The 21,208-nt window shown below is 59.7% G+C and carries 19 protein-coding genes; 9 read left to right on the top strand and 10 right to left on the bottom strand.

Annotation, left to right across the window (positions count from 1 at the left end):
- Positions 1 to 197: 197 nt before the first annotated feature.
- Together C8N31_RS12160 and C8N31_RS12155 are read right to left on the bottom strand one after the other, a co-directional pair.
- Positions 198 to 3,017 carry a [protein-PII] uridylyltransferase gene (locus C8N31_RS12160; RefSeq protein WP_025049513.1) on the bottom strand — a complete coding sequence of 940 codons (2,820 nt, stop codon included), beginning with the start codon at positions 3,015 to 3,017 and terminating at the stop codon, positions 198 to 200.
- On the bottom strand, positions 2,983 to 4,167 hold the full coding sequence (locus C8N31_RS12155) for a penicillin-binding protein activator (RefSeq protein ID WP_025049514.1): 1,185 nt from the start codon (positions 4,165 to 4,167) through the stop codon (positions 2,983 to 2,985). The genes C8N31_RS12160 and C8N31_RS12155 overlap by 35 nt, the downstream gene beginning before the upstream one ends.
- A 94-nt stretch (positions 4,168 to 4,261) precedes the next feature.
- On the opposite strand from C8N31_RS12155, the gene rsmI reads away from it, so the two are divergent.
- The 4 genes from rsmI to C8N31_RS12135 are packed head-to-tail and all read left to right on the top strand — an operon-like array spanning position 4,262 to position 7,415.
- Positions 4,262 to 5,125 carry a 16S rRNA (cytidine(1402)-2'-O)-methyltransferase gene (rsmI, locus tag C8N31_RS12150; RefSeq protein ID WP_025049515.1) on the top strand — a complete coding sequence of 288 codons (864 nt, stop codon included), beginning with the start codon at positions 4,262 to 4,264 and terminating at the stop codon, positions 5,123 to 5,125.
- Positions 5,122 to 5,499, top strand: coding sequence for a YraN family protein (locus C8N31_RS12145; protein WP_025049516.1), 378 nt, complete (start codon positions 5,122 to 5,124; stop codon positions 5,497 to 5,499). The genes rsmI and C8N31_RS12145 overlap by 4 nt, the downstream gene beginning before the upstream one ends.
- A gap of 57 nt (positions 5,500 to 5,556) precedes the next feature.
- Positions 5,557 to 6,492: a glutathione synthase gene (gene gshB, locus C8N31_RS12140; protein ID WP_025049517.1), complete on the top strand. Its 936-nt coding sequence runs from the start codon at positions 5,557 to 5,559 to the stop codon at positions 6,490 to 6,492.
- Positions 6,489 to 7,415 carry an alpha/beta hydrolase gene (locus tag C8N31_RS12135; protein WP_025049518.1) on the top strand — a complete coding sequence of 309 codons (927 nt, stop codon included), beginning with the start codon at positions 6,489 to 6,491 and terminating at the stop codon, positions 7,413 to 7,415. The genes gshB and C8N31_RS12135 overlap by 4 nt, the downstream gene beginning before the upstream one ends.
- Here C8N31_RS12135 and C8N31_RS12130 read toward each other — a convergent pair.
- From C8N31_RS12130 to cobU, 4 genes are all read right to left on the bottom strand, one after another.
- Positions 7,381 to 8,895 carry a YifB family Mg chelatase-like AAA ATPase gene (locus C8N31_RS12130; RefSeq protein WP_025049519.1) on the bottom strand — a complete coding sequence of 505 codons (1,515 nt, stop codon included), beginning with the start codon at positions 8,893 to 8,895 and terminating at the stop codon, positions 7,381 to 7,383. The genes C8N31_RS12135 and C8N31_RS12130 overlap by 35 nt on opposite strands.
- A 95-nt stretch (positions 8,896 to 8,990) precedes the next feature.
- Complete coding sequence (locus C8N31_RS12125; RefSeq protein ID WP_025049520.1) at positions 8,991 to 9,677, bottom strand: glutathione S-transferase; 687 nt, start codon at positions 9,675 to 9,677, stop codon at positions 8,991 to 8,993.
- Between the two features lie 58 nt (positions 9,678 to 9,735).
- On the bottom strand, positions 9,736 to 10,317 hold the full coding sequence (locus C8N31_RS12120) for a histidine phosphatase family protein (RefSeq protein WP_025049521.1): 582 nt from the start codon (positions 10,315 to 10,317) through the stop codon (positions 9,736 to 9,738).
- On the bottom strand, positions 10,314 to 10,835 hold the full coding sequence (gene cobU / locus C8N31_RS12115) for a bifunctional adenosylcobinamide kinase/adenosylcobinamide-phosphate guanylyltransferase (RefSeq protein WP_025049522.1): 522 nt from the start codon (positions 10,833 to 10,835) through the stop codon (positions 10,314 to 10,316). The genes C8N31_RS12120 and cobU overlap by 4 nt, the downstream gene beginning before the upstream one ends.
- Before the next feature lie 97 nt (positions 10,836 to 10,932).
- On the opposite strand from cobU, the gene C8N31_RS12110 reads away from it, so the two are divergent.
- The 5 genes from C8N31_RS12110 (at position 10,933) to C8N31_RS12090 (ending at position 16,740) form a co-directional block, all read left to right on the top strand.
- A complete protein-coding gene (locus tag C8N31_RS12110) occupies positions 10,933 to 11,811 on the top strand; it encodes an RNA polymerase factor sigma-32 (RefSeq protein WP_025049523.1) in 879 nt (292 codons plus the stop codon).
- An 80-nt stretch (positions 11,812 to 11,891) separates the two neighbouring features.
- Positions 11,892 to 13,088: a bifunctional phosphopantothenoylcysteine decarboxylase/phosphopantothenate--cysteine ligase CoaBC gene (gene coaBC, locus C8N31_RS12105; protein ID WP_025049524.1), complete on the top strand. Its 1,197-nt coding sequence runs from the start codon at positions 11,892 to 11,894 to the stop codon at positions 13,086 to 13,088.
- Between the two features lie 33 nt (positions 13,089 to 13,121).
- Complete coding sequence (gene dut / locus C8N31_RS12100; protein ID WP_420834955.1) at positions 13,122 to 13,559, top strand: dUTP diphosphatase; 438 nt, start codon at positions 13,122 to 13,124, stop codon at positions 13,557 to 13,559.
- A complete protein-coding gene (locus tag C8N31_RS12095) occupies positions 13,559 to 14,623 on the top strand; it encodes a HesA/MoeB/ThiF family protein (protein ID WP_025049526.1) in 1,065 nt (354 codons plus the stop codon). Before dut ends, C8N31_RS12095 begins: the two co-directional genes overlap by 1 nt.
- A 104-nt stretch (positions 14,624 to 14,727) precedes the next feature.
- Positions 14,728 to 16,740 (top strand): M3 family metallopeptidase, encoded by a 2,013-nt coding sequence (locus C8N31_RS12090; protein ID WP_025049527.1) that lies wholly within the window; start codon positions 14,728 to 14,730, stop codon positions 16,738 to 16,740.
- Between the two features lie 18 nt (positions 16,741 to 16,758).
- On the opposite strand, the gene C8N31_RS12085 is transcribed toward C8N31_RS12090, so the two are convergent.
- From C8N31_RS12085 to mrdA, 4 genes are read right to left on the bottom strand one after another with little or no spacing between them, the layout of a single operon-like run.
- On the bottom strand, positions 16,759 to 17,688 hold the full coding sequence (locus C8N31_RS12085; RefSeq protein WP_025049528.1) for a 2-hydroxyacid dehydrogenase: 930 nt from the start codon (positions 17,686 to 17,688) through the stop codon (positions 16,759 to 16,761).
- Complete coding sequence (locus tag C8N31_RS12080; protein WP_025049529.1) at positions 17,685 to 18,095, bottom strand: VOC family protein; 411 nt, start codon at positions 18,093 to 18,095, stop codon at positions 17,685 to 17,687. The genes C8N31_RS12085 and C8N31_RS12080 overlap by 4 nt, the downstream gene beginning before the upstream one ends.
- A 30-nt stretch (positions 18,096 to 18,125) precedes the next feature.
- The gene (gene rodA, locus C8N31_RS12075) at positions 18,126 to 19,265 is read right to left on the bottom strand and encodes a rod shape-determining protein RodA (protein ID WP_025049530.1); all 1,140 of its coding nucleotides are present in this window, start codon (positions 19,263 to 19,265) and stop codon (positions 18,126 to 18,128) included.
- Complete coding sequence (gene mrdA, locus C8N31_RS12070; RefSeq protein WP_025049531.1) at positions 19,262 to 21,205, bottom strand: penicillin-binding protein 2; 1,944 nt, start codon at positions 21,203 to 21,205, stop codon at positions 19,262 to 19,264. The genes rodA and mrdA overlap by 4 nt, the downstream gene beginning before the upstream one ends.
- Positions 21,206 to 21,208: the final 3 nt, after the last annotated feature.

Genomic DNA, 21,208 nt, shown 5'->3' with positions numbered 1-21,208 from the left:
TTTGCTCTTCACTGAAACGGCTTCTCTTCATCGTCTGTCTCCTTGTTGGAGAACAGGCTAACTCAAAACACCGGACGTTTCAGGGGAGCAGGTCACAAGGCAGAATTCCCCCCAAACCCTTTGGTAAAAAGGTGTTCTGCGCGCAATTTCAGCGATGATTTTCGTGAGGTTTGGGTGCGCAGTGGCCGCAAAAAATCTTAGGCCTGCGCCCGCTCCACGCCCTCTGTGATCGCTTGGCGAAGACGTTTTTCCAAGGTGCGTTGCTTGCTTTCGGAATAGTACTTCAAGCCGAACATATCTTTGACATAGAAGGTATCAACCACCTGTTCGCCATAGGTCGCGATCACGGCATTGGCGATATAGACGTTTGAATCCGCCAGTGTCCGCGCCAGATCATACAGCAATCCGGGACGGTCGCGGGTGTCCACCTCGATGATCGTGTAGATCTCTGAGCCTTCATTATCAAAGGTGATATGGGTCGGCACCCGAAAGGCTTTTTCGCGCTTCTTAACCTTGTCGCGGGATTTGAGCGCCTCACGGGCGACAACCTCGCCGCGCAGCGTCTTTTCAATGACTTGTCGCAGCCGTGGCAGCCGCGCCGCCTCATAGGCGTTGCCATCGGCGTCTTGTATCCAGAAGGCATCGGTCACATAGCCGTCTTTGGTCGTATAGCTACGGGCATCAACCACATTGGCACCCACCAACGCCAGTGCCCCCGCGAGACGTGAAAAGATGCCCGGATGATCCGGCATCACGAAACAGGCACGGGTGGCGTCGCGGTCATCGTCAGGGTGCAGATCAATGCGCACCACGTCCTCGCCAATGTCGCGCAGCAATTCGGCAAAGGCGACATGAGCGGTGACATGCAGGCCCTGCCAATAGGGGTCGTAATGCCGCCCGGTTTCGGTCTGCAACGCCTTGCGCGGCCAGTCTTTGAGCGCTTCGCGCAACGTCTTTTTGGCCTCTGCGCCACGGTTGGCACGATTGAGATCTTCCAGCCCGGTCTCAAGCGCCCGTTCGGTCTGGTTGTACAGCCCCCGGATCAAAACGGCCTTCCAGTTGTTCCAGGTGTTCGGTCCAACGCCGCGAATGTCACAGACCGTCAAAACACACAGCAGTTCCAACCGTTTGACCGTGCGCACCGCTTTGGCAAAATCACGCACCGTGCGCGGGTCGGCGATATCGCGCTTTTGTGCCATATCGGACATCAACAGGTGATAACGCACCAGCCATTCAATGGTGTCCACCTCATCCGGTTTCAACCCCAATCGCGGCGCCACCTTGCGCACGATCTTTGCACCCAGAATGGAGTGATCCTCAGGTCGTCCTTTGCCGATGTCATGCAGCAGCAGCGCGATGTAAAGAACCTTGCGATTGACCCCGCGTTGCAGGATCGAGGATGCGATGGGCAACTCCTCTTCCAGCTCTCCCCGCTCAATCCGGGCAAGGTTTGCGATGCATTGGATCGTATGCTCATCGACGGTGTAACTGTGATACATATTGAACTGCATCATCGCCACAATCGGCTCGAATTCGGGGATAAACGCAGACAGAACGCCCAGTTCATTCATCCGGCGCAGCGCCCGTTCCGGGTTGCCGTGTTTGAGCAGCAGATCATGAAATATCCGCCGCGCCTCGGGTTCGTGGCGCATACTGTCATCGATCAGATTCAAGTTCGCCTTGATCAGCCGCATGGCATCGGGATGGATCAACATCCCCGTGCGCAGGGCCTCTTCAAAGATCCGCAGCAGGTTCAGCTTGTCTGACAGAAACTCCGCCTCATCGGTGACTGAGATGCGGTTGTGCACCACCTCATATCCTTTGCGAATACGGGGGCGTCGGCGGAATATCCGCTCAAGCAGCGGTTCTGCCTTGAGGTGGATTGCCTCCAGCCCGGTCAGGAAAATCCGCGTCAGATCACCCACAGCCGTCGCATAGCGGAAATAGGCCTGCATAAAGACCTCGACGGCACGGCGGCCTGCGGTGTCGTTGTATCCCAGCGCTTGGGCGACCTGAACCTGCATGTCAAAGGTCAACTGTTCAGTCGCGCGCCCCGTTAGCAGGTGCAAATGCCCGCGCACAGCCCACAGAAACTCCTCAGCGGCGCGGAAGGTTTCAAACTCATCGGGGCGAAACACGCCCTTGTCCACCAGATCGGCGATATTCTCGACCTCGTAGATGAACTTGGCGATCCAGAACAGCGAATGCAGGTCGCGCAGCCCGCCTTTGCCCTCTTTGACGTTCGGCTCCACCACATAACGCTCGCCCTGTTTGAGGTGGCGGTTGTCGCGTTCCTCCAGTTTGGCTTCGATAAAGGCGCGGCCCTTGGCAGAAAACAATTCACGGGCCAGCGTGTCATGCAATTCCGTCGCCAACCCAGTATCACCAATGATGAACCGCTGTTCCAGCAATGCGGTCTGGATGGTGTAATCTTCGGTGCCAAGACGCACACAATCGGCAATGCTGCGCGTTGCGTGGCCAACCTTGAGCTTTAGATCCCACAGGATATACAGCATGCTTTCGATCACGCTTTCGGACCATGCTGTGGCTTTGTATGGGATCAAGAACAGCAGATCGACATCCGAAAACGGCGCCATTTCCCCCCGGCCATAGCCGCCTACACCAATCACCGAAAGCCGTTCGCCTTCGGTCGGGTTGGGTTTGAGATGCAGCAACTGTGTGGCGACATGCATGGTGCTACGCACCAAAGTGTCGGTCAAATAGGTATAGGCTCGCGTCATGCCGCGCGCATCAAAGGGCGCTTTTGCAAATGCCTCGGCAATGGTGCTGCGGCCCTGTTTTTGCACGTCGCGCAAAATCGCCACAGCGGCGGCGCGTTGGCCGGCGGGGTCAAGATCGGCGCAGGCGGCTTCGATTGCGGCAATCACGGCGGGCGGATCGACAATCAAGGCCGGATCGCAAATCAGGCGCAGCGTGGTCACTGCGCCTGATCCGGTGTTTATTGCGGTTTGTGCGGGCAACTCAGAACCCGGCCCCACCAAAGGACTGCGGCGCATTCTCTACAACAACCACGGCTTTGTCGCGGATTGTTGCAACGGCCAGCCCGCGTTCGTTGGTGCCATCCTTGCGCAGACGGAAGATCCCGGTCGCCCCGCGAAAGCCTGCCCCTTGGGTCAGGCTTGCGCCGGTCAGCGCGGTGGCCTTGCCGGATTTGGCCAATGCCCCCACAGCTGCGATGCCATCAAAGGCCAGCCCGGCCAACGGGTGTGGATCAGATCCATAGGCCGCGCTGTACCGCTGGCGGAACGCGCCTGAGGCTGACGGATCAGGCAAGGCAAACCAGCCGCCCTGTACGCCCGGCAGATCCAGTGTTTGTGGCGGGATGTCCCAACGGGTCAGGCCGATGTACTGAGTGTTGGCGGCGCTCACGCCTGCCTCTGGCAAAAGCTGTGCAAACAACGGCAGGGCGCTGGCCGACGAGGTGGTCAGGAACAGCGCATTTGCACCGGACGCGTCCATGGTGGATTTAACGCGCGGCACAGATGCGATCACCGATTCCTGGCTCAACGCGTAATCAACCGTGCCTGAAAGCGTGGCACCATTGGCCGAGATCGCCTGCTGGATTGCGTTGCGTCCCAGTTGGCCTGCAACATCTTGGCTGTGCAAGATGACGATCCGGTCCTTGCCGTTGCGCTTGCCGTAGCGCACCAGACGGTTGGCTGTGTTGCCAAAGGTTGGCCCCAGAACAAAAACGTTGCCGCCCGCGATTGTAGGATTGTTGGAGAACGACAGAACGTTCACGCCCTGCTTGGCCACGGCAACGCCAGCGGCATTGGCGGCCTCGCCGTAAACCGGCCCCAGAATGATCTTGGCCCCGTCATTGACCGCCTTGGTTGCCGCGCTGGCCGCTGTGGCTGCATTGCCCGCCGTGCCGTAGACCCGCAGATCTACTTCCACGCCGCCCAGATCACGCATCGCCAAGCGTGCGGCATTTTCAAGGTTCTTTGCCAGCAATTCGTCACTGGCCGAGCCGCCACGCGGAATCAAAAGCGCCACAGGAACGGGCGCATCGGTGTCGATTTTGGCCCCGCCGGTGTTGGCCAAACTGCCCATTGCCGCCGGATCACAGGCCGCCAAAGCCATCGCAAAAAGCGGCAGGACTATCAACCGCACCCGCTTGCGGCACTTATCAAAAAAAGCAATCATTCTAAACTCACTCCCCCGGTGGTAGGACGGCGCAACGGCGCAAACAAAAACAGGATGTGCCGCAATCATAGTGAGTGCGAAAGGCTGGTCCAGCGTGAATTATCAAAAGACACCCTTATCGGCGGGTTTGTATTTTGTCGGCGTGCCGATTGGCACAGCAAGGGACATCACCCTGCGGGCGCTGGATGTGCTGGCCTCAGCCGATGTGCTGGCCGCCGAAGACACACGCAGCCTGCGCCGTCTGATGGATATTCATGGGGTGCCCTTGGGGGAACGCCGGGTTCTGGCGCTGCATGATCACAGTGGCAGCGGCGTGCAGGAAAAGCTGATTGCCTTGATGACCGAGGGGAAATCGGTCGCCTATGCCTCGGAGGCGGGGATGCCCCTGATTGCAGACCCGGGTTTCGAGCTGGCCCGCGCGGCGGCTGCGGCTGGTGTGGTGCTGACCTGTGCGCCAGGCCCGTCGGCGGTGCTCACCGCGCTGGCGTTGGGCGGATTGCCAACGGATGCGTTTTTCTTTGCCGGTTTCCTGCCAAACGCAAAAGCGGCACGATGCAGCGCCCTTGAGGCACTCCGCGACATTCCCGGCACTTTGGTGTTCTACGAATCCCCCAAACGGCTTGGCGCGATGCTGCGCGACGCGGCGACGGTACTTGGTCCCGACCGGCAGGGCGCAATGTGCCGCGAGTTGACCAAGAAATTCGAAGAGGTGCAGCGCGGGCCGCTGACCGATCTGGCCGATGTTTTTGCAAACAAGGCCCCCAAAGGCGAGGTCGTGGTCTTGATTGACCGAAATCGTCAACACTCCGTTAATTCTTCGGACCTAGAAACAGACCTGCGGCAAGCCCTGGCAAATATGTCTATGCGCGATGCCGTCGATATGGTGGCGCAGGCACATGCGCTGCCACGCAGACAGGTTTATCAAGCCGCATTGGCCATGGGAAAGGGCGATTCATGATACAAGGCGCCAGACATCATCGGGGCAAGGCGGCTTTTCATGCCGGGATGGCCGCTGAAAACCGTATCGCACAAGACTATGAGCGGCGCGGTTTTGCCGTCGCGCGGCGTCGGTGGCGTGGCAAAGGTGGCGAAATTGACTTGATTGTGCGTGATGGCAACGGGTTGATTTTTGTCGAAGTTAAGCAAAGCCGCGATTTTGACCGTGCAGCCGACAGCCTGAGCATCCGCCAGATGCGCCGCATTTATGCATCCGCCGAAGAATTTATTGGATTTGAACCAGCCGGAAGTCTGACAGAGGTCCGCTTTGACGTTGCGTTGGTTGATGGTAGCGGCGACACCCGTATCATCGAAAACGCTTTCGGGCACGGCTGACCATTGCGAAAGCCGCCTTCCTGCGCCATCTAAGGAGAACGCAGTAAGGATAAGCCCATGAAAATCGCCTTTCAGATGGACCCCATTGGGGACGTGAATATCGACGCCGACAGCAGCTTTCGTCTCGCTGAGGAGGCGCAGGCGCGGGGGCATGAGCTGTTTTTCTACACGCCCGATCATCTGGCCTATCAAGAGGGCCGGATCACCGCCCGCGGACATGCCTTTACGGTGCAGCGGGTTCAGGGTGATCATGCCCAGCTTGGCCCGGAGATCGAAGTGGATCTTGCGGACTATGATGTTGTCTGGCTTCGGCAAGACCCGCCCTTTGACATGCATTACATCACCTCGACCCATCTGTTGGACCGGCTGAAAGAGACCACATTGGTGGTCAATGATCCTTTCTGGGTGCGGAATTACCCTGAAAAGCTGTTGGTGCTGGATTTCCCTGACCTGACACCGCCCACCACGATTGCGCGGGATCTTGAAACCATCAAGGCGTTCAAGGCCAAACATGGCGATGTCATTCTCAAGCCGCTTTATGGCAATGGCGGCGCGGGGGTGTTCCGTCTTGATGCGCAGGATCGCAACCTGACGTCCTTGCATGAATTGTTCACAGGTTTCTCTCGTGAGCCGCTTATCGTGCAAAAGTTTTTACCAGCGGTGTCCAAGGGCGACAAACGCGTGATCTTGGTCGATGGCGCACCGGTTGGCGCGATCAACCGCGTGCCGGCCGCAGGTGAAACCCGGTCAAATATGCATGTGGGCGGGCGGCCCGAAAAGATCGGTTTGAGCGATCGTGATCTTGAGATTTGCGATGCGATTGGTCCGCTGCTGAAAGAAAAGGGCCAGGTTTTTGTCGGCATCGACGTGATTGGTGATTACCTGACCGAGATCAACGTGACCTCGCCCACCGGCATTCAGGAGTTGGAACGGTTTGATGGCGTCAACATCGCCGCAAAAATCTGGGACGCAATCGAGGCCCGCCGCGCATGAGCCTGCGCCGACCATTGATCAATTTCTGGATGCGTCAGGTGGAAAAACCGGCCATGGCCCGCGCCAAAGATGCCGCTGCATTGCGCCGTTCGCTTGAGCTGAAGGCAAAGTTCCTATTCCACGCGCCGCGTGGCACACAGCAGAATTGGCTCAAGCTGAGCAGTGCAAGTGGCGTTGTCGACGCCTTGGAAGTGCGTCCCAAAAAACCGCAGGCCAAGCGCGTCATTCTTTACATTCATGGCGGCGCCTTTGTTTTTGGCAGCCCGCGCACCCATGCTGCGATGATGGCGCAACTGGCGCGGCGCACCGGGGCACGGGTGTTTTTGCCGCAATACAGGTTGGCCCCGGAAGCGCCTTTTCCAGCAGCGAAGCAAGATCTGCGCCAAGCATGGGATGGGTTGCTGGCCCAGGGGATTGCCCCTTCCGATATCGTATTGGGCGGAGACAGCGCGGGCGGCGCTTTGGCGCTGGGCCTTTTGGCCGAACTGTGTGCCGATGGGGCAGGCGGACCAGCCGCGTTGTTCGGTTTTTCCCCGCTCACGGATATGGCGCATAGCAGCGAGAGCTTTACCCTGAACGCCCGGCGTGAGGCGGTGTTGCCCGCAAGCCGCGCCGCAGAATGCAGCGAAGCGTATCTCGGCGGCTGCGACCCGGCTGATCCGGCGGTCAGCCCGGTTCATGCAGATTTTACCGGTGCGCCACCGGTCTGGATAACGGTTGGTGACACCGAGATATTGCGCGATGATGCCCATGCCATCGCCGCCCGGCTGCGCGAATGCGGTGTGACAGTGCAGTTGGACGAAAAGCATAACTTGCCGCATGTCTGGCCGATCCTGCACAATATCCTGCCCGAAGCACGGCAAACTTTGGATGATTTGGCCAGCTGGATCAGGCAATTGCCGGAGCGGCCAAGCGAAAGCTGATCGCCTCTGCGATATGGGGTTGGCGCACGGTTTCCGATCCATCCAGATCGGCGATGGTCCGCGCCACGCGGATCATCCGATGATAGCCCCGTGCCGACAGATTAAACCGCTCTGCGGCCTTCACCAACAACGCCCGTGCTTCGCTGTCGGGGGTTGCGATTTCTTCCAGCAGATCGCCTTCGGCATCTGCGTTGACCCGCATATTGGCCATACCGGTATAGCGTGAGGTTTGCGCCGCACGCGCCTCGGCAACTCTTGCGGCAACCTCGGCAGAGCCTTCGCCACTTGCCGGCAAATCCAGATCGGTGAAGGCCACGGGCGGCACGTCTACGCGCAGATCAAACCGGTCCATCAGCGGACCTGAAATGCGGCCAAGGTAGTCTTCTCCGCATTGCGGCACGCGGGCGCAGGCCCGTTCGGGGTCACTGAGGTAGCCGCACTTGCAGGGGTTTGCTGCGGCCACCAGCATGAACCGGCAGGGGTATTTTACATGCGCGTTGGCGCGGGCAATCATCACCTCTCCGGTCTCAATCGGTTGTCGCAGCGTTTCGAGCACCATGCGGGGAAATTCCGGAAACTCATCCATAAACAGCACACCGTTGTGCGCCAGACTGACCTCACCCGGCTTGGCCTGACGTCCGCCGCCAATGATCGCGGCCATGGACGCGGTGTGATGCGGTTCGCGAAACGGGCGGGCGCGGGAAATTCCGCCCTCATCCAGCAACCCGGCCAAAGAATGGATCATCGAGGTTTCCAGCGCCTCTGCCGGGGTCAGGGGCGGGAGGATAGAGGGGAGCCGCGCCGCAAGCATGCTTTTGCCCGACCCCGGTGTGCCGACAAACATCAGGTGATGGCGTCCCGCCGCCGCAATCTCAAGCGCGCGTTTGGCCCGTTCCTGCCCCTTAACATCGCGCAGATCACGGCCCTGTGGCGCATCCGGCACTTCGCCGGGTTCGGCGGGCGGCAGCGGGTTTTGCCCTGTGTAATGACGCACCACATCGCCCAAAGTGGCGGCCGCGATCACTTGGGTGGATCCAACCCATGCCGCTTCGGCCCCTGATCCTGCCGGGCAAAGCAGGCCACGATTGTGTTCGGCTGCGGCCATTGCAGCGGGCAGGGCGCCGACCACCGGAACCAAGGTACCGTCCAGTGACAATTCTCCCAAGGCCACGGTGTTTTGGGTCACATCGTCGGGCAGGATATCCAGCGCGGCCAACAGAGCCATTGCAACGGGCAGGTCAAAATGGCTGCCTTCTTTGGGTAGATCCGCCGGGCTGAGGTTCACGGTGATACGTTTGGACGGGAGCGCAATTGCCATCGACGTCAGGGCGGTGCGCACCCGGTCGCGGGCTTCGGACACGGCCTTGTCTGGCAGGCCCACGATGGAAAACGCGGGCAGACCTGCGGTCACGGCGCATTGCACCTCGACCATTCGGGCCTCTACCCCCTGAAACGCAACCGAATAGGCGCGTGATACCATATGCCCCCCAAAGTCTGAGGGTTAAGGATTAGGCAAGGGGTCTTTAGGAATGGTTAACGCCTGCCCCAGTAAAGGACAGGCGTTCAGGAGATTGATCAATCCGCGACAGGCCAGCTTTTGATTGGCACGCCCATGTCATAGGGGAAGGGATCATAGGTCACCTTGAGCCCTTCGGCCCGCCATGCCTTGAACGCGGGATCATTGATCGTGGTCTCGCAATACCGCCGCGCGGCGTCGCTGACCGGCAGATCATAGCCCACGATACGGGCGCTGATCGGCGCATAAAACGCATCGGCAAGGCTATAGGCGCCAAAGAGCCACGGGCCGTCTTCTGTCCGGCTGTCCCACGCGTGCTGCCAAAGCACCTCAAGCCGGTCGAGGTCTTTTTGCACCGCATCGGAAACCGAGAATCCTTCATTCACGTGCTGAAGCTGCATCGGGCAGGCATCGCGCAATGCGCCAAAGCCAGCGGTCATCGCAGAGCAAAGCCAACGGGCCGCGGCGCGGTCTGCGGCATCTTGTGGCCAAAGCCCGGCCTCCGGGTGCCGCTCGGCCAGCGTTTCGGCAATGGCGAGGCTTTCGCCCACAACCGTGCCTTCGGGTGTGCGCAAGGCAGGCACCAAAACGGCAGGGGCCAGATCGGCCATCTCCTGCGCCATCGTGCCGCCATAGAGACCGACCAGATGCGCCTGATATGGCAGGTTGAATTTTTCCAACATCAGCCAGCCCCGCACGGACCAGCTAGAGAAGGTGCGATCGCCGATATATAGGTCATATGTCATACGCGCAGATAACCGCGGCATTCTAGCAGAGACAATCGCTGTTTCGTGGGGAGGGTCATCACGGAACGTGATTGATATGCCGGATGTCCCATTCACCATTGTGATGTGACAGCTGTGTCACCGACAGGTTGTCAATTTTATGGGCCATCGCCTGTGTCGGAGACGCGCCCATGGCCCGCTGCACCTGTGTCAGGATCACACCAAAATGCGCCACCGCAATGATGTGCGCGTCTGGATGGACGGCGTTCAATTGATCCACCACTGCGTTCACCCGCGCCGCGGTTTGGTTCCAGCTCTCGCCGCCGGGCGGGATCACATCGCCGGGGGTTTCCCAATAGGCGCGGGACAGTTCAGGATCGCGGGCCGCAACTTCGGTGAAATGCATCCCGTCCCAAACTCCGAAATGCAGCTCGCGCAAGTCGGCGGTATGGGGCAGTCGCTCGCGTTCTGGGTGGTGCAGCACATCTGCGGTCGCACTGGCACGGATCAGATCTGACGAGATTACGATGGCGGGCGTGGGCAAATGATCCGACAACCGGGCAATCTGCGCGGAGTCCGTCAGATCCGCCGGCACATCGCGCCAACCGACAAAGGTCCTTTCGTGGGTCGGGCCATGGCGCACCCAATGCCAAACGGTCATGGCAAGGTGCCTTTCAAAACATGGGGCAGGCCAACCGTAACTTGAACCACCAGATCAGCCTCGGCCGCCAGCGCGATATTGAGCCGCCCCTGCGCCTCTCGGAACCGCCGGGCGAGCGCGTTTTCGGGTACGATGCCGTGGCCCACTTCGTTTGACACGATCACCCATGGCGCAGCGCAATTGCGCAAAGCTTGCAGAAGATCGGATTGGGCGGCGGCAAGATCGCTTTCCTGCATCAAATGATTGGTCAGCCACATGGTGGCGCAGTCGATCAAAACGGTTTCCGTGTCGGTCAAATTGGCAAGGGTGGGCGCAAGGTCAAGCGGCGCCTCAACGGTCCGCCACCGCGCATCGCGTCGATTTTTATGAATCTCTACCTTTGCCGCGACCTCGTCATCAAAGATTTGACCTGTGGCAAGGTAAACCATTGGCCGGGCATCATTTTTCAAGAGCTCTTCAGCCCAGCTTGATTTGCCAGAGGCGGCGCCTCCTAGCACGAAGGTAGATCGCGGCAACATTTTTTCGTTCCAGAAGTGAACCAAACCTGAGGCTCATGCGTATCTTTCACAAAGGTAAACCACAAGGTGCGCCGCTTCTGGGAGGGGAGATCATCCAATGACAATGCAATCCGCGCGTGAGTTTTCATTGACCCGAACGGCGATGAAAGCGGAACTTCTGGACGCTGAAACGGAGCTTGAGCTGGCCTATGCATGGCGCGACAATCGTGACGAGGCCGCGCTTCACCGTTTGATCACCGCCTATATGCGGCTGGCGATTTCGATGGCGGGCAAGTTCAAACGCTACGGCGCTCCGATGAATGATCTGATTCAAGAGGCCGGGCTAGGCCTGATGAAAGCAGCGGACAAGTTTGACCCCGATCGCGGAGTGCGGTTCTCGACCTATGCAATATGGTGGATCAAGGCCAGCATTCAGGACCATGTGATGCGCAATTGGTCCATGGTGCGCACCGGGTCCACCTCTTCCCAAAAGTCGCTGTTTTTCAACATGCGCCGGGTTCAAGCGCAGCTGGAGCGCACGGCCTCTTCCAATGGTGAAACCCTTGATCAGCATCAGCTGCGGCAGATGATCTCGACCGAGATTGGCGTGCCCTTGCATGACGTGGAGATGATGGACGGACGTCTGTCGGGTTCCGATTTTTCGCTCAACGCTACGCAATCGGCCGAGGACGAGGGCCGTGAGTGGATAGATACGCTGGTTGATGACAGTGCGCAGGCCGCAGAGGTGGTCGAGGAAAGCCATGACATCGCGCAATTGCGCAGCTGGTTGGTGTCTGCGATGGGCGAATTGACCGACCGTGAACAGTTCATCCTGCGCGAACGGAAATTGCGCGACAAACCCCGCACCTTGGAAAGTCTCGGCGATGAGCTGAGCCTGTCCAAAGAACGTGTGCGCCAGCTTGAGGCGGCAGCCTTTGGCAAGATGCGCAAATCGCTTGAGGGGCAGACCAAAGAGATCCGGCATTTCCTGAATTGACGCAGTCGCGCGCAAGGGCTGGCAGATTGCCGCCCCGCGCCCTATGATTTGTCCCGAACGGGGCCGCGAAAGGGCGCATCATGCTGGCAGGCAAACATATTCTGCTGATCATCGGCGGCGGCATCGCCGCCTTCAAATCGCTTGACCTGATCCGCCGCCTGCGCGAACGCGGCGCCGAGGTCACGCCGGTTCTGACGCGGGCCGGAACGGAATTTGTCACGCCCCTGTCCGTCTCTGCGCTGGCGGGCAAAAAGGTTTTTCAGGATCTGTTTGATTTGGGTGACGAGGCCGAGATGGGTCATATCCAGCTCAGCCGCGTTGCCGATCTGTTGGTGGTGGCCCCTGCGACCGCCGATCTGATGGCCAAGACGGCGCAGGGTCATGCCAATGATCTGGCCTCAACACTTTTGCTGGCCACAGATACCCCCGTGATGATCGCGCCAGCAATGAATGTGCGCATGTGGGATCACCCCGCAACCCAGCGCAATCTGGACATTCTGAAATCTGATGGCATTGCCGTGGTTGGCCCTAATGAGGGCGACATGGCTTGCGGTGAATTTGGCCCGGGCCGCATGGCCGAACCGCTTGAGATCGTCGCGGCGATTGAGGCGAAGCTGGCGGATGGTCCGTTAAAGGGCAAGCGGGTGCTGGTCACCTCTGGCCCGACCCATGAACCGATTGATCCTGTCCGCTACATCGCCAACCGGTCCTCCGGTGCGCAGGGCAGTGCCATTGGCGCGGCTCTGGCGGCGCTGGGCGCTGAGGTGATCTTTGTCACCGGTCCCGCAGATGTACCGCCGCCCGAGGGTGTGACGGTCATCAAGGTGGAAACCGCTAAACAGATGTTTGAAGCTGTGCAAGATGCCTTGCCAGTGGATGCAGGTGTCTTTGCCGCCGCCGTGGCGGATTGGCGCGTCGACGGGGCCAGCGACCGGAAACTGAAGAAATCCAAAGATGGGTTGCCGAGCCTGTCCTTTGCCGAAAACCCCGACATCCTCAAAACCGTCAGCCAGATGACCAAAGGCCGCCCACCGCTCATGGTCGGCTTTGCAGCAGAGACCAACGACGTGATTGACCACGCCACGGCAAAACGCAAACGCAAAGGCTGTGACTGGATCGTGGCAAATGATGTCTCTCCCGGCACAGGCATTATGGGCGGCACTGAAAACGCCGTGACCTTGATCACCGATGCAGGCGCAGAAAGCTGGCCGCGCATGGGCAAGGATGAGGTGGCCCGCAAATTGGCCGCGCGGATCGCTGACGCGGTCCTGGGCTAGGCGGCATAGGGGTAGAACGTGGTAACCATCAAGATGACATGGGCCGAAAGCGCGGACACTGCGCTGGGCCTGCCTGCATATGAAACGCCCGGCGCGGCGGGCGCGGACCTGCGGGCCAACCTGCCCGGCGGCGCGGTGATCCTGCCGCCGATGGGGCGGGCGCTGATCCCGACCGGGTTGCACATGGAAATCCCGCTTGGCTTTGAGGTGCAGGTGCGTCCACGCTCTGGTCTGGCGCTGAAACATGGCATCACCTTGCCCAACAGCCCCGGCACCATCGACAGTGATTATCGCGGGCCCGTGGGGGTGATCGTGCTGAACACCGGCGCAGAGCCGTTTGAGGTGACGCACGGCATGCGCATCGCGCAGATGGTTGTTGCCCCGGTGGTGCAAGCTACATTTGAAGAGGCAACCCAATTAGGCGAAACCGCACGGGGCAGCGGCGGTTTTGGCTCGACCGGGGTTGGCTGATGGTTCTGGTTCTGCTCATTGCTGCTGGCATCTGGTTTGGCGGAATGTTGTTTGACGTGCCGCGGCGGTTGCGCCTCACGTTGCTGGCGATCCTTTATGTTGCGGTCTTGGGCACTCAACTGGCCTTTCCGGACCTGCACCCTCTGCGGATGATGACGGGGCAAAGCCCTGCGCCTTGGCTGTTGCTGGGTGGTCTTGCCCTGATCGTGGCGGGATACCGGGCGATTCTGAAAAACCTGCGCCAGCGGGCGACGCCAAATGCGCAAGGCGCAACGAATGCGCCAGAAAAATCCGCCGCCTTCTCCGATACCGAATTGAACCGCTACGCCCGCCATATCGTGCTGCGCGAAATTGGCGGAGCAGGTCAGCGGGCACTCAAGGATGCCAAAGTGCTGGTGGTTGGAGCGGGCGGTCTTGGCGCACCGGCGCTGCAGTATCTCGCGGCGGCGGGGGTTGGCACCATCGGTGTGATTGACGACGACACCGTCGAAAACGCCAACTTGCAACGGCAGGTCATTCACAAAGACGCCGCCATCGGCACGCCTAAAGTGTTCTCCGCCCAAGCGGAAATGGAAGCGCAGAACCCCTTTATCACCGTCCGCCCTTATCACCGCCGCCTGAGCGAAGAAATCGCGGCAGAGCTGATTGCCGACTATGATCTGGTGCTGGATGGCACTGATAATTTTGACACCCGCTATCTGGTGAATGCGATCTGCGTTGCGGAAAAAACACCCCTTGTGTCTGGCGCGCTGAGCCAATGGGAAGGGCAGCTCAGCGTGTTTGATCCGGCGCTGGATGCGCCTTGCTATCAGTGTATTTTCCCCCAAGCCCCTGCCGCACATCTTGCGCCAAGCTGTGCCGAGGCGGGGGTCATTGGCCCCTTGCCGGGGGTGATTGGGGCGATGATGGCGGTTGAGGCGATCAAGCTGATCACCGGCGCAGGCACCCCTGCGCGAGGGCAAATGTTGATCTATGATGCGCTTTATGGCGAAAGCCGCACCATAACCCTGTCGAGGCGCAAGGATTGCCCGGTCTGTGGGGGAAAACCGACTTCGGAAACCTAAGTGAATGACCGCCCATGGTCATGGGCGGATTTAATCACGCGGCAGCGCTTCACCGATTGTAACCTGCGGACCTGCGCCCTAGCTTGAGCGCAAAGGAGAACCGCATGACAAACCCGCTTTTGCAAGACTGGGACACGCCCTTTGGACTGGCCCCGTTTGACGCCATTTCTGATGATGATTTTGCCCCCGCACTGGATGAGGCGCTGACGGCCCATCGGGCCGAGATTGACGCCATCGCGGGTGATCCAAATGCGCCGGATTTTGACAACACAATCGGCGCTATGGAAGCGGCGGGCGGGGCGCTTGATAAGGTTCTGGGCGCGTTCTTCACCGTTGCGGGGGCGGACAGCAACCCGGCCCGCGAGGCATTGCAGCGCGATTTCTCGCCCAAGCTGGCCGCGCATTTTTCCGAGATTTCCAGCAACAAGGCCCTGTTTGCACGGGTGGCCACGCTTTGGGCCGGACGTGATGATCTTGGCCTGACGGAGGAACAGGCGCGGGTTCTGATGCTGACCCATCGCGGGTTTGTCCGTGCGGGCGCCGCGCTGGAGGGCGCAGAAGAACAGCGCATGAAAGACATCAAGGCGCGGCTGGCCGTGCTGGGCACGCAATTCACCCAAAACCTGCTGGCAGATGAACGCAGCTGGTTCATGGAACTGTCCGAAGATGATCTGGAGGGCTTGCCCGATTTTGTGGTGGGTGCGGCCCGTGCGGCCGGCGAGGAAAAAGGTGTAGCAGGGCCGGTTGTAACCCTGTCGCGATCCCTAATCGTGCCGTTCCTGCAATTCTCGCCGCGCCGAGACCTGCGCGAGAAGGCTTTTCTCGCTTGGGAGGCACGCGGTGCCAATGGCGGTGACACCGACAACCGCGCCATCGCCGCCGAAACGCTGGCCCTGCGCGAAGAACGTGCAAATCTTTTGGGCTATGGCACATTTGCGGATTTCAAACTGGAAACCGAAATGGCCAAAACGCCGGACGCTGTGCGCGGCTTGTTGATGGATGTGTGGGAGCCTGCAAAGCGCCAAGCCAACGCCGACGCCGACGTGCTGACGCAAATGATGCATGACGATGGCATCAACGGCGATCTGGCCCCATGGGACTGGCGTTATTACGCCGAAAAACGCCGCGCCGCCGAACATGATCTCGATGAGGCCGCGTTGAAACCGTATTTTCAATTGGACCGGATGATTGACGCGGCCTTTGCCTGCGCCACCCGTTTGTTCGGTCTGAATTTCGCGCCCCTTGATGTGCCGCTTTATCATCCCGATTGCCGCGCTTGGGAGGTCACCCGCGATGGCAACCATGTGGCGGTGTTCATCGGTGACTATTTTGCCCGTGGGTCAAAGCGGTCTGGCGCATGGTGTTCCGCGATGCGCGCACAAGCGAAATTCCCCAAGGTGCAAAGCCCGGTGGTGATCAACGTTTGCAACTTTGCCAAGTCCGATCCGGCGCTGCTGTCTTATGATGATGCGCGCACGTTGTTTCATGAGTTTGGTCATGCGCTGCATCAAATGTTGTCGAATGTGACCTACGAAAGCGTCAGCGGCACATCGGTGGCGCGTGACTTTGTGGAACTGCCGAGCCAGCTTTATGAGCATTGGTTGGAGGTGCCAGAGGTGCTGGGTGAGTTCGCGACCCATGCCAAAACCGGCGCGCCGATGCCGCAGGAAATGCTAGAGAAAGTTCTGGGCGCCGCGACCTTCGATATGGGGTTCCAGACGGTGGAATATGTCGCCTCGGCGCTGGTCGATCTGGCGTTTCACGATGGCCCGCCTCCCGCCGATCCAATGGCGAAACAGGCCGAGGTGCTGGGCGCGTTGGGCATGCCCGAGGCGATCCGCATGCGCCATGCCACGCCGCAGTTTGCCCATGTCTTTTCCGGGGATGGCTATTCTAGCGGGTACTACAGCTACATGTGGTCCGAGGTGATGGATGCCGATGCCTTTGAAGCCTTTGAGGAGGCAGGCGGTGCCTTTGACCCTGAACGGGCCAAAGCGTTGGAAGAGCACATCCTGTCCACTGGCGGAAGCCGCGATGCAGCAGAGCTTTATGTCGCGTTTCGCGGACGGTTGCCGGGGGTTGAGGCCCTGCTTAAGGGGCGCGGGCTGGCAGCCTGATTGGCGCCTACGGGCCGGTCAATATCCCAATGACCGGTCCACGAGATTGAGATAGGGCTCGCCTGCCTCACCGCGGCGGATATTTTCCACGATGGCCTCAGACGCGGTGCTGGCACGGGTTTCGGCGGCGATATGCGGGGTGACCGTGACCTGCGGATGCGCCCAATAGGGATGCTCCTGCGGCAGCGGTTCGATGCGAAACACGTCCAAGGTGGCATGGGCGATTTGGCCATCATCCAATGCGGCCAGCAGAGCATCGTCATCAATCAAAGGCCCGCGTCCGGGATTGATGATGAATGCCCCGCGCGGCATCTCCGCCAATGTGTCAGCGTTCAGCGTGTTTTCTGTCGCGGGTGTATCCGGCAACAGAAGCACAGCAATCTCGGCCCGTGACAAAGCTTGCGTCAGGCCCGCATCGCCAGAGTAGCAGGTGACGCCTTCGATGGATTTGGCACTGCGCGACCAGCCGGATACCTCAAAGCCCAAACCAAGCAAAGTCCGTGCCACCGCCGCGCCCAATGCCCCGAGACCCAAAATCACGACCGAACGTTCCTGCGCCAAAGGCGGTGTGCGCGGTTGCCATTGCGCATCGCTGCGCAGGATGTCCGTGTCGATCCCCAAATGGTAACGCATCACATGGCCTGTAACCCATTCCACCATGCCTTTGGTCAGGCCGGGATCCACCATGCGGGCCAGAGGGATGCTCAGGGTCTTATTGCCGGTGATATTCTCCACACCGGCCCAAAGGTTCAGCACTGCCTTGGCGCGGGTGAAGGGGGTAAAATCCTGCAAATCGCTGTTGGGGGCATAGACGATATAATCGACCTCTTCGGGGGGCAGTTCCACGGCCAGATTGGCCTCGACCCCCGCCTTGACCAGTGCATCGCGCAATGGTTGTTCGTAGGTGGTCCAGCGTTCGGGCCGCGCGGCAAACAGAACATTAATCATGTGGCAAACACCCCTGACATATCGGCAAATCCCTTGACCTCGATCGGATTGCCCGACGGATCGCGAAAGAACATCGTGCTTTGCGCGCCCGGCTCTCCGGCAAAGCGGCTGCTGGGCGGGATCACAAAGTCCACGCCTGCCCGCGTGAGCCGGTCAGCCAAGGTTTGCCATTCCTCAAGCGGGAGGATCACACCGAGATGCGGCATCGGCACCAGATGTTCGCCAACCTTGCCCGTGGCGGCGGTGGCAAACGGCTCCCCCAGATGCAGGGAAATCTGATGACCGAAAAAGTTGAAGTCGGCCCATGTCTCGGTGAACCGGCCCGGCGTGCAGCCCAGCGTTTCGCCATAGAATGTGCGGGCGCTGTCCAGATCGCGGACGTTATAGGCCAAGTGAAAGATGCTCATTACAGTTCCTTGAAATGGAGAAGTGGGGGATCAACGCGGCCGGTGTATATGCGCACTTTGCACAAGGCCGAACGCCAACAGCAGCACCAGCATCGCAGAGCCGCCGTAACTGACCAGTGGCAAGGGCACACCCACCACGGGGGCAAGGCCCATGACCATCGACATATTGACCGCGAAAAACAGGAAAAAATTCAGCGCAATGCCCAGTGTCAGGAGGGATGAAAACCGGTCTTTGTTGAGCAGCGCAGTGCCGATGCAAAACACAATAATCAGCGCATAAAGGCTCAGCAGAGACACACCCCCGATAAAACCAAATTCTTCGGCCAGCGTGGTAAAGATAAAGTCGGTGTGTTTTTCCGGCAGGAAGTTCAGCCGCGATTGCGTGCCTTGCATATATCCCCGCCCGGTCCAGCCGCCAGAGCCAAGGGCGATCTTGGATTGAGTGATGTGATAGCCTGCGCCCAGCGGATCGGCAGAAGGGTCCAGAAAGGTGTCGATGCGCCGGTATTGATAGTCATTGAGCAATTGCCATGTTGTCCCGCGCGATTGGAACACTGCGGTGATTAGCCCCGCACCCGACGCGATGACGGCAGCAAAATACGCCCAATGCACACCGGCCAGAAACATCAGCCCTCCGCCAGCGGTCAGCAGCAGGATAGAAGTGCCGAGATCAGGTTGCTTGAGAACCAGAGCAGTGGGTATGCAGATGATCAACACCGGCAGCAATACCCAGAACGGGCGCGATACTTTCTTGGCCGGAAGCCAATCATAATAGGCGGCCAAAAACATTACCAAGGTGATTTTCATCAACTCGGAAGGCTGAAGATCCATAAAGCCAAGGTCGAGCCAGCGCTGCGAGCCTTTACGCTCTTCCCCGATGAAGGCCACGGCAAGCAGTAGCAGAAACGATACGCCGTAAGCCACGCCGGACAGGTTGCGCCACAGCCAGATCGGTACGAAGGCCACAGTAAACATCACCCCAAGCCCCAGCGCAAAACGCTTGATCTGCGGTTCTGCCCATGGCGAGAATGATCCGCCCGCAACGGAATACAACATCAGGAAGCCGATACCGCAGACCGAGGCCAGCAAAAGCGCAAGCGGCCAGTTCAGGAACAACACCTTGCGCAGGCCTGTCGGAACGGATTTGACGGAATGCTCAAGATAACTCATGCCTGATCCTTGCCGTCAATCTTGGCCATCGGCTGAATATTACGCAACTTGCGCTGCTGCTCGCGGATGCGGTCGCGGTCGCCGGTTGGATAGGCCTCCAGCGGAGGCTCTCCTCCGGCAAGAGCCTGCAGCATCACATCGCGGGCGATGGGCGCTGCTGCCGTAGACCCGCCGCCGCCATGCTCCACCAACACCGATACCGCATAACGCGGTTTGTCATAGGGCGCGAAGCTGACAAAAAGCGCATGATCACGCCGTTCCCAAGGCAAGTCGCGGTTGCGGGTTACACCGCGCGCCCGTTCGGCGGCGGTGATATTGCGCACCTGACTGGTGCCGGTCTTGCCCGCCATGCGCATCCCGTCGGCGATGATCCGCGACTTATACGCTGTGCCGCGCCGGTTGTTGACCACGTCATACATGCCGCGCCGCATCTGGCGCAGGTTGTTCTCATTCAAGCCCAATGGCGCACCCACGCCTTGGGGTTGTTCTACCCCATCAACGGATTTGATCAGCCGCGGCGTGATCTCGCGCCCGGTTGCGATGCGGGCGGTCATCACAGCCAGCTGCAACGGCGAGGCCAGCATGAAACCCTGACCGATAGAGGCGTTGACGGTATCGCCGATCACCCAATCGGCCCCGCGCACGGTCTTTTTCCAGTCCTTGGTCGGGGTCAGCCCCGAAGACACCGACGACAGTGGCAGATCATGCCTGATCCCGAGGCCAAAGCGATTTGCCATGGCGCTGATCTTTTCGATCCCGACCTTAAGCGCCAGATCATAATAATAAACATCGCAAGATTGTTTGAGCGAATTGCCCAGATCGACCCAGCCATGTCCCGCGCGTTTCCAGCAGTGGAACTTGCGATCCGCCACTTCGACAAAGCCGGGACAATAGGCGGTGTCATCGGGACCAACCAAGCCCTCTTCGAGTGCGGCCATGGCCACGATCATTTTGAAGGTTGATCCGGGTGGATAACTGCCTTGCACAGTCTTGTTGACCAGCGGGCGATAGAGCGATTGCAAAAGCGGATTGTAGTCGGCAGAGGAAATGCCGCCGATAAAGAGGTTGGGGTCGTAACTGGGCGCAGAGGCATTGGCGACCAGATCGCCGGTTTCGCAATCAATGATGACAACGGCGGCAGATTCCTCGCCCAGCCGCGCCTGCACATAACCTTGCAAGTTGGCATCGACCGTCAATTGCAGATCCGCGCCCGATTGCCCCTCGCGGCGAGCCAGCTCGCGCATCACCCGCCCGGTTGCATTGACCTCGACCTGCTTGGTGCCAGCACTGCCGCGCAACAAGGCTTCTTGCCGGGCTTCGACGTTGATCTTGCCGATCTGGAACCGTGGAATGCGCAGCAATTGGTCCGGGTCTTCAAGGGCATCGAGATCCGCCTGACTGACCCTGCCGACCCGGCCAACCACATGGGCAAAATGCGAGCCGCGTGGATAAACGCGGGTGAGGCCAACCTCGGGTGTCACGCCGGGCAGGGCGGGCGCATTGACACTGACCTTGCTCACGTCTTCCCAGCTGACATCGTCGATGATGGTCACGGGCAAAAACGGCGCGGAGCGTTTGACCTCGGCCAACACACGTTCGCGCACTTCGGGATCAAGGGTGATGATCTGCGCCAGCCGGTCCAGCACCGCCTCAACATCACCAGCGTCCTCGCGCACAATCACGATCCGGTAAGACGGCACATTCTGCGCCAGCCGCACCCCGTTGCGATCGAAAATCTCGCCGCGGGCGGGCGGGATCAGACGGATGTTGATGCGGTTTTCCTCGGCCAAAAGGCGGAACTGATCTGCCTGATCGACCTGCAAGTACCGCATCCGTGCCGCAAGACCGCCCATAAACAACAGCTGCGCCCCGCCAAGCAGTGCGGCACGGCGCGTCAGCTTGTTGTGGCTGGCATCATTTTCGGCGCGGTTGCGTCTCAAACC

Origin of the sequence: Sulfitobacter mediterraneus (genome assembly GCF_003054325.1) — a bacterium.
In the GTDB taxonomy this organism is placed as follows: Bacteria; Pseudomonadota; Alphaproteobacteria; order Rhodobacterales; family Rhodobacteraceae; genus Sulfitobacter; species Sulfitobacter mediterraneus.
Note: the sequence above shows the minus strand (reverse complement) of the source record. Positions and strands in the feature narration are given on the sequence as shown.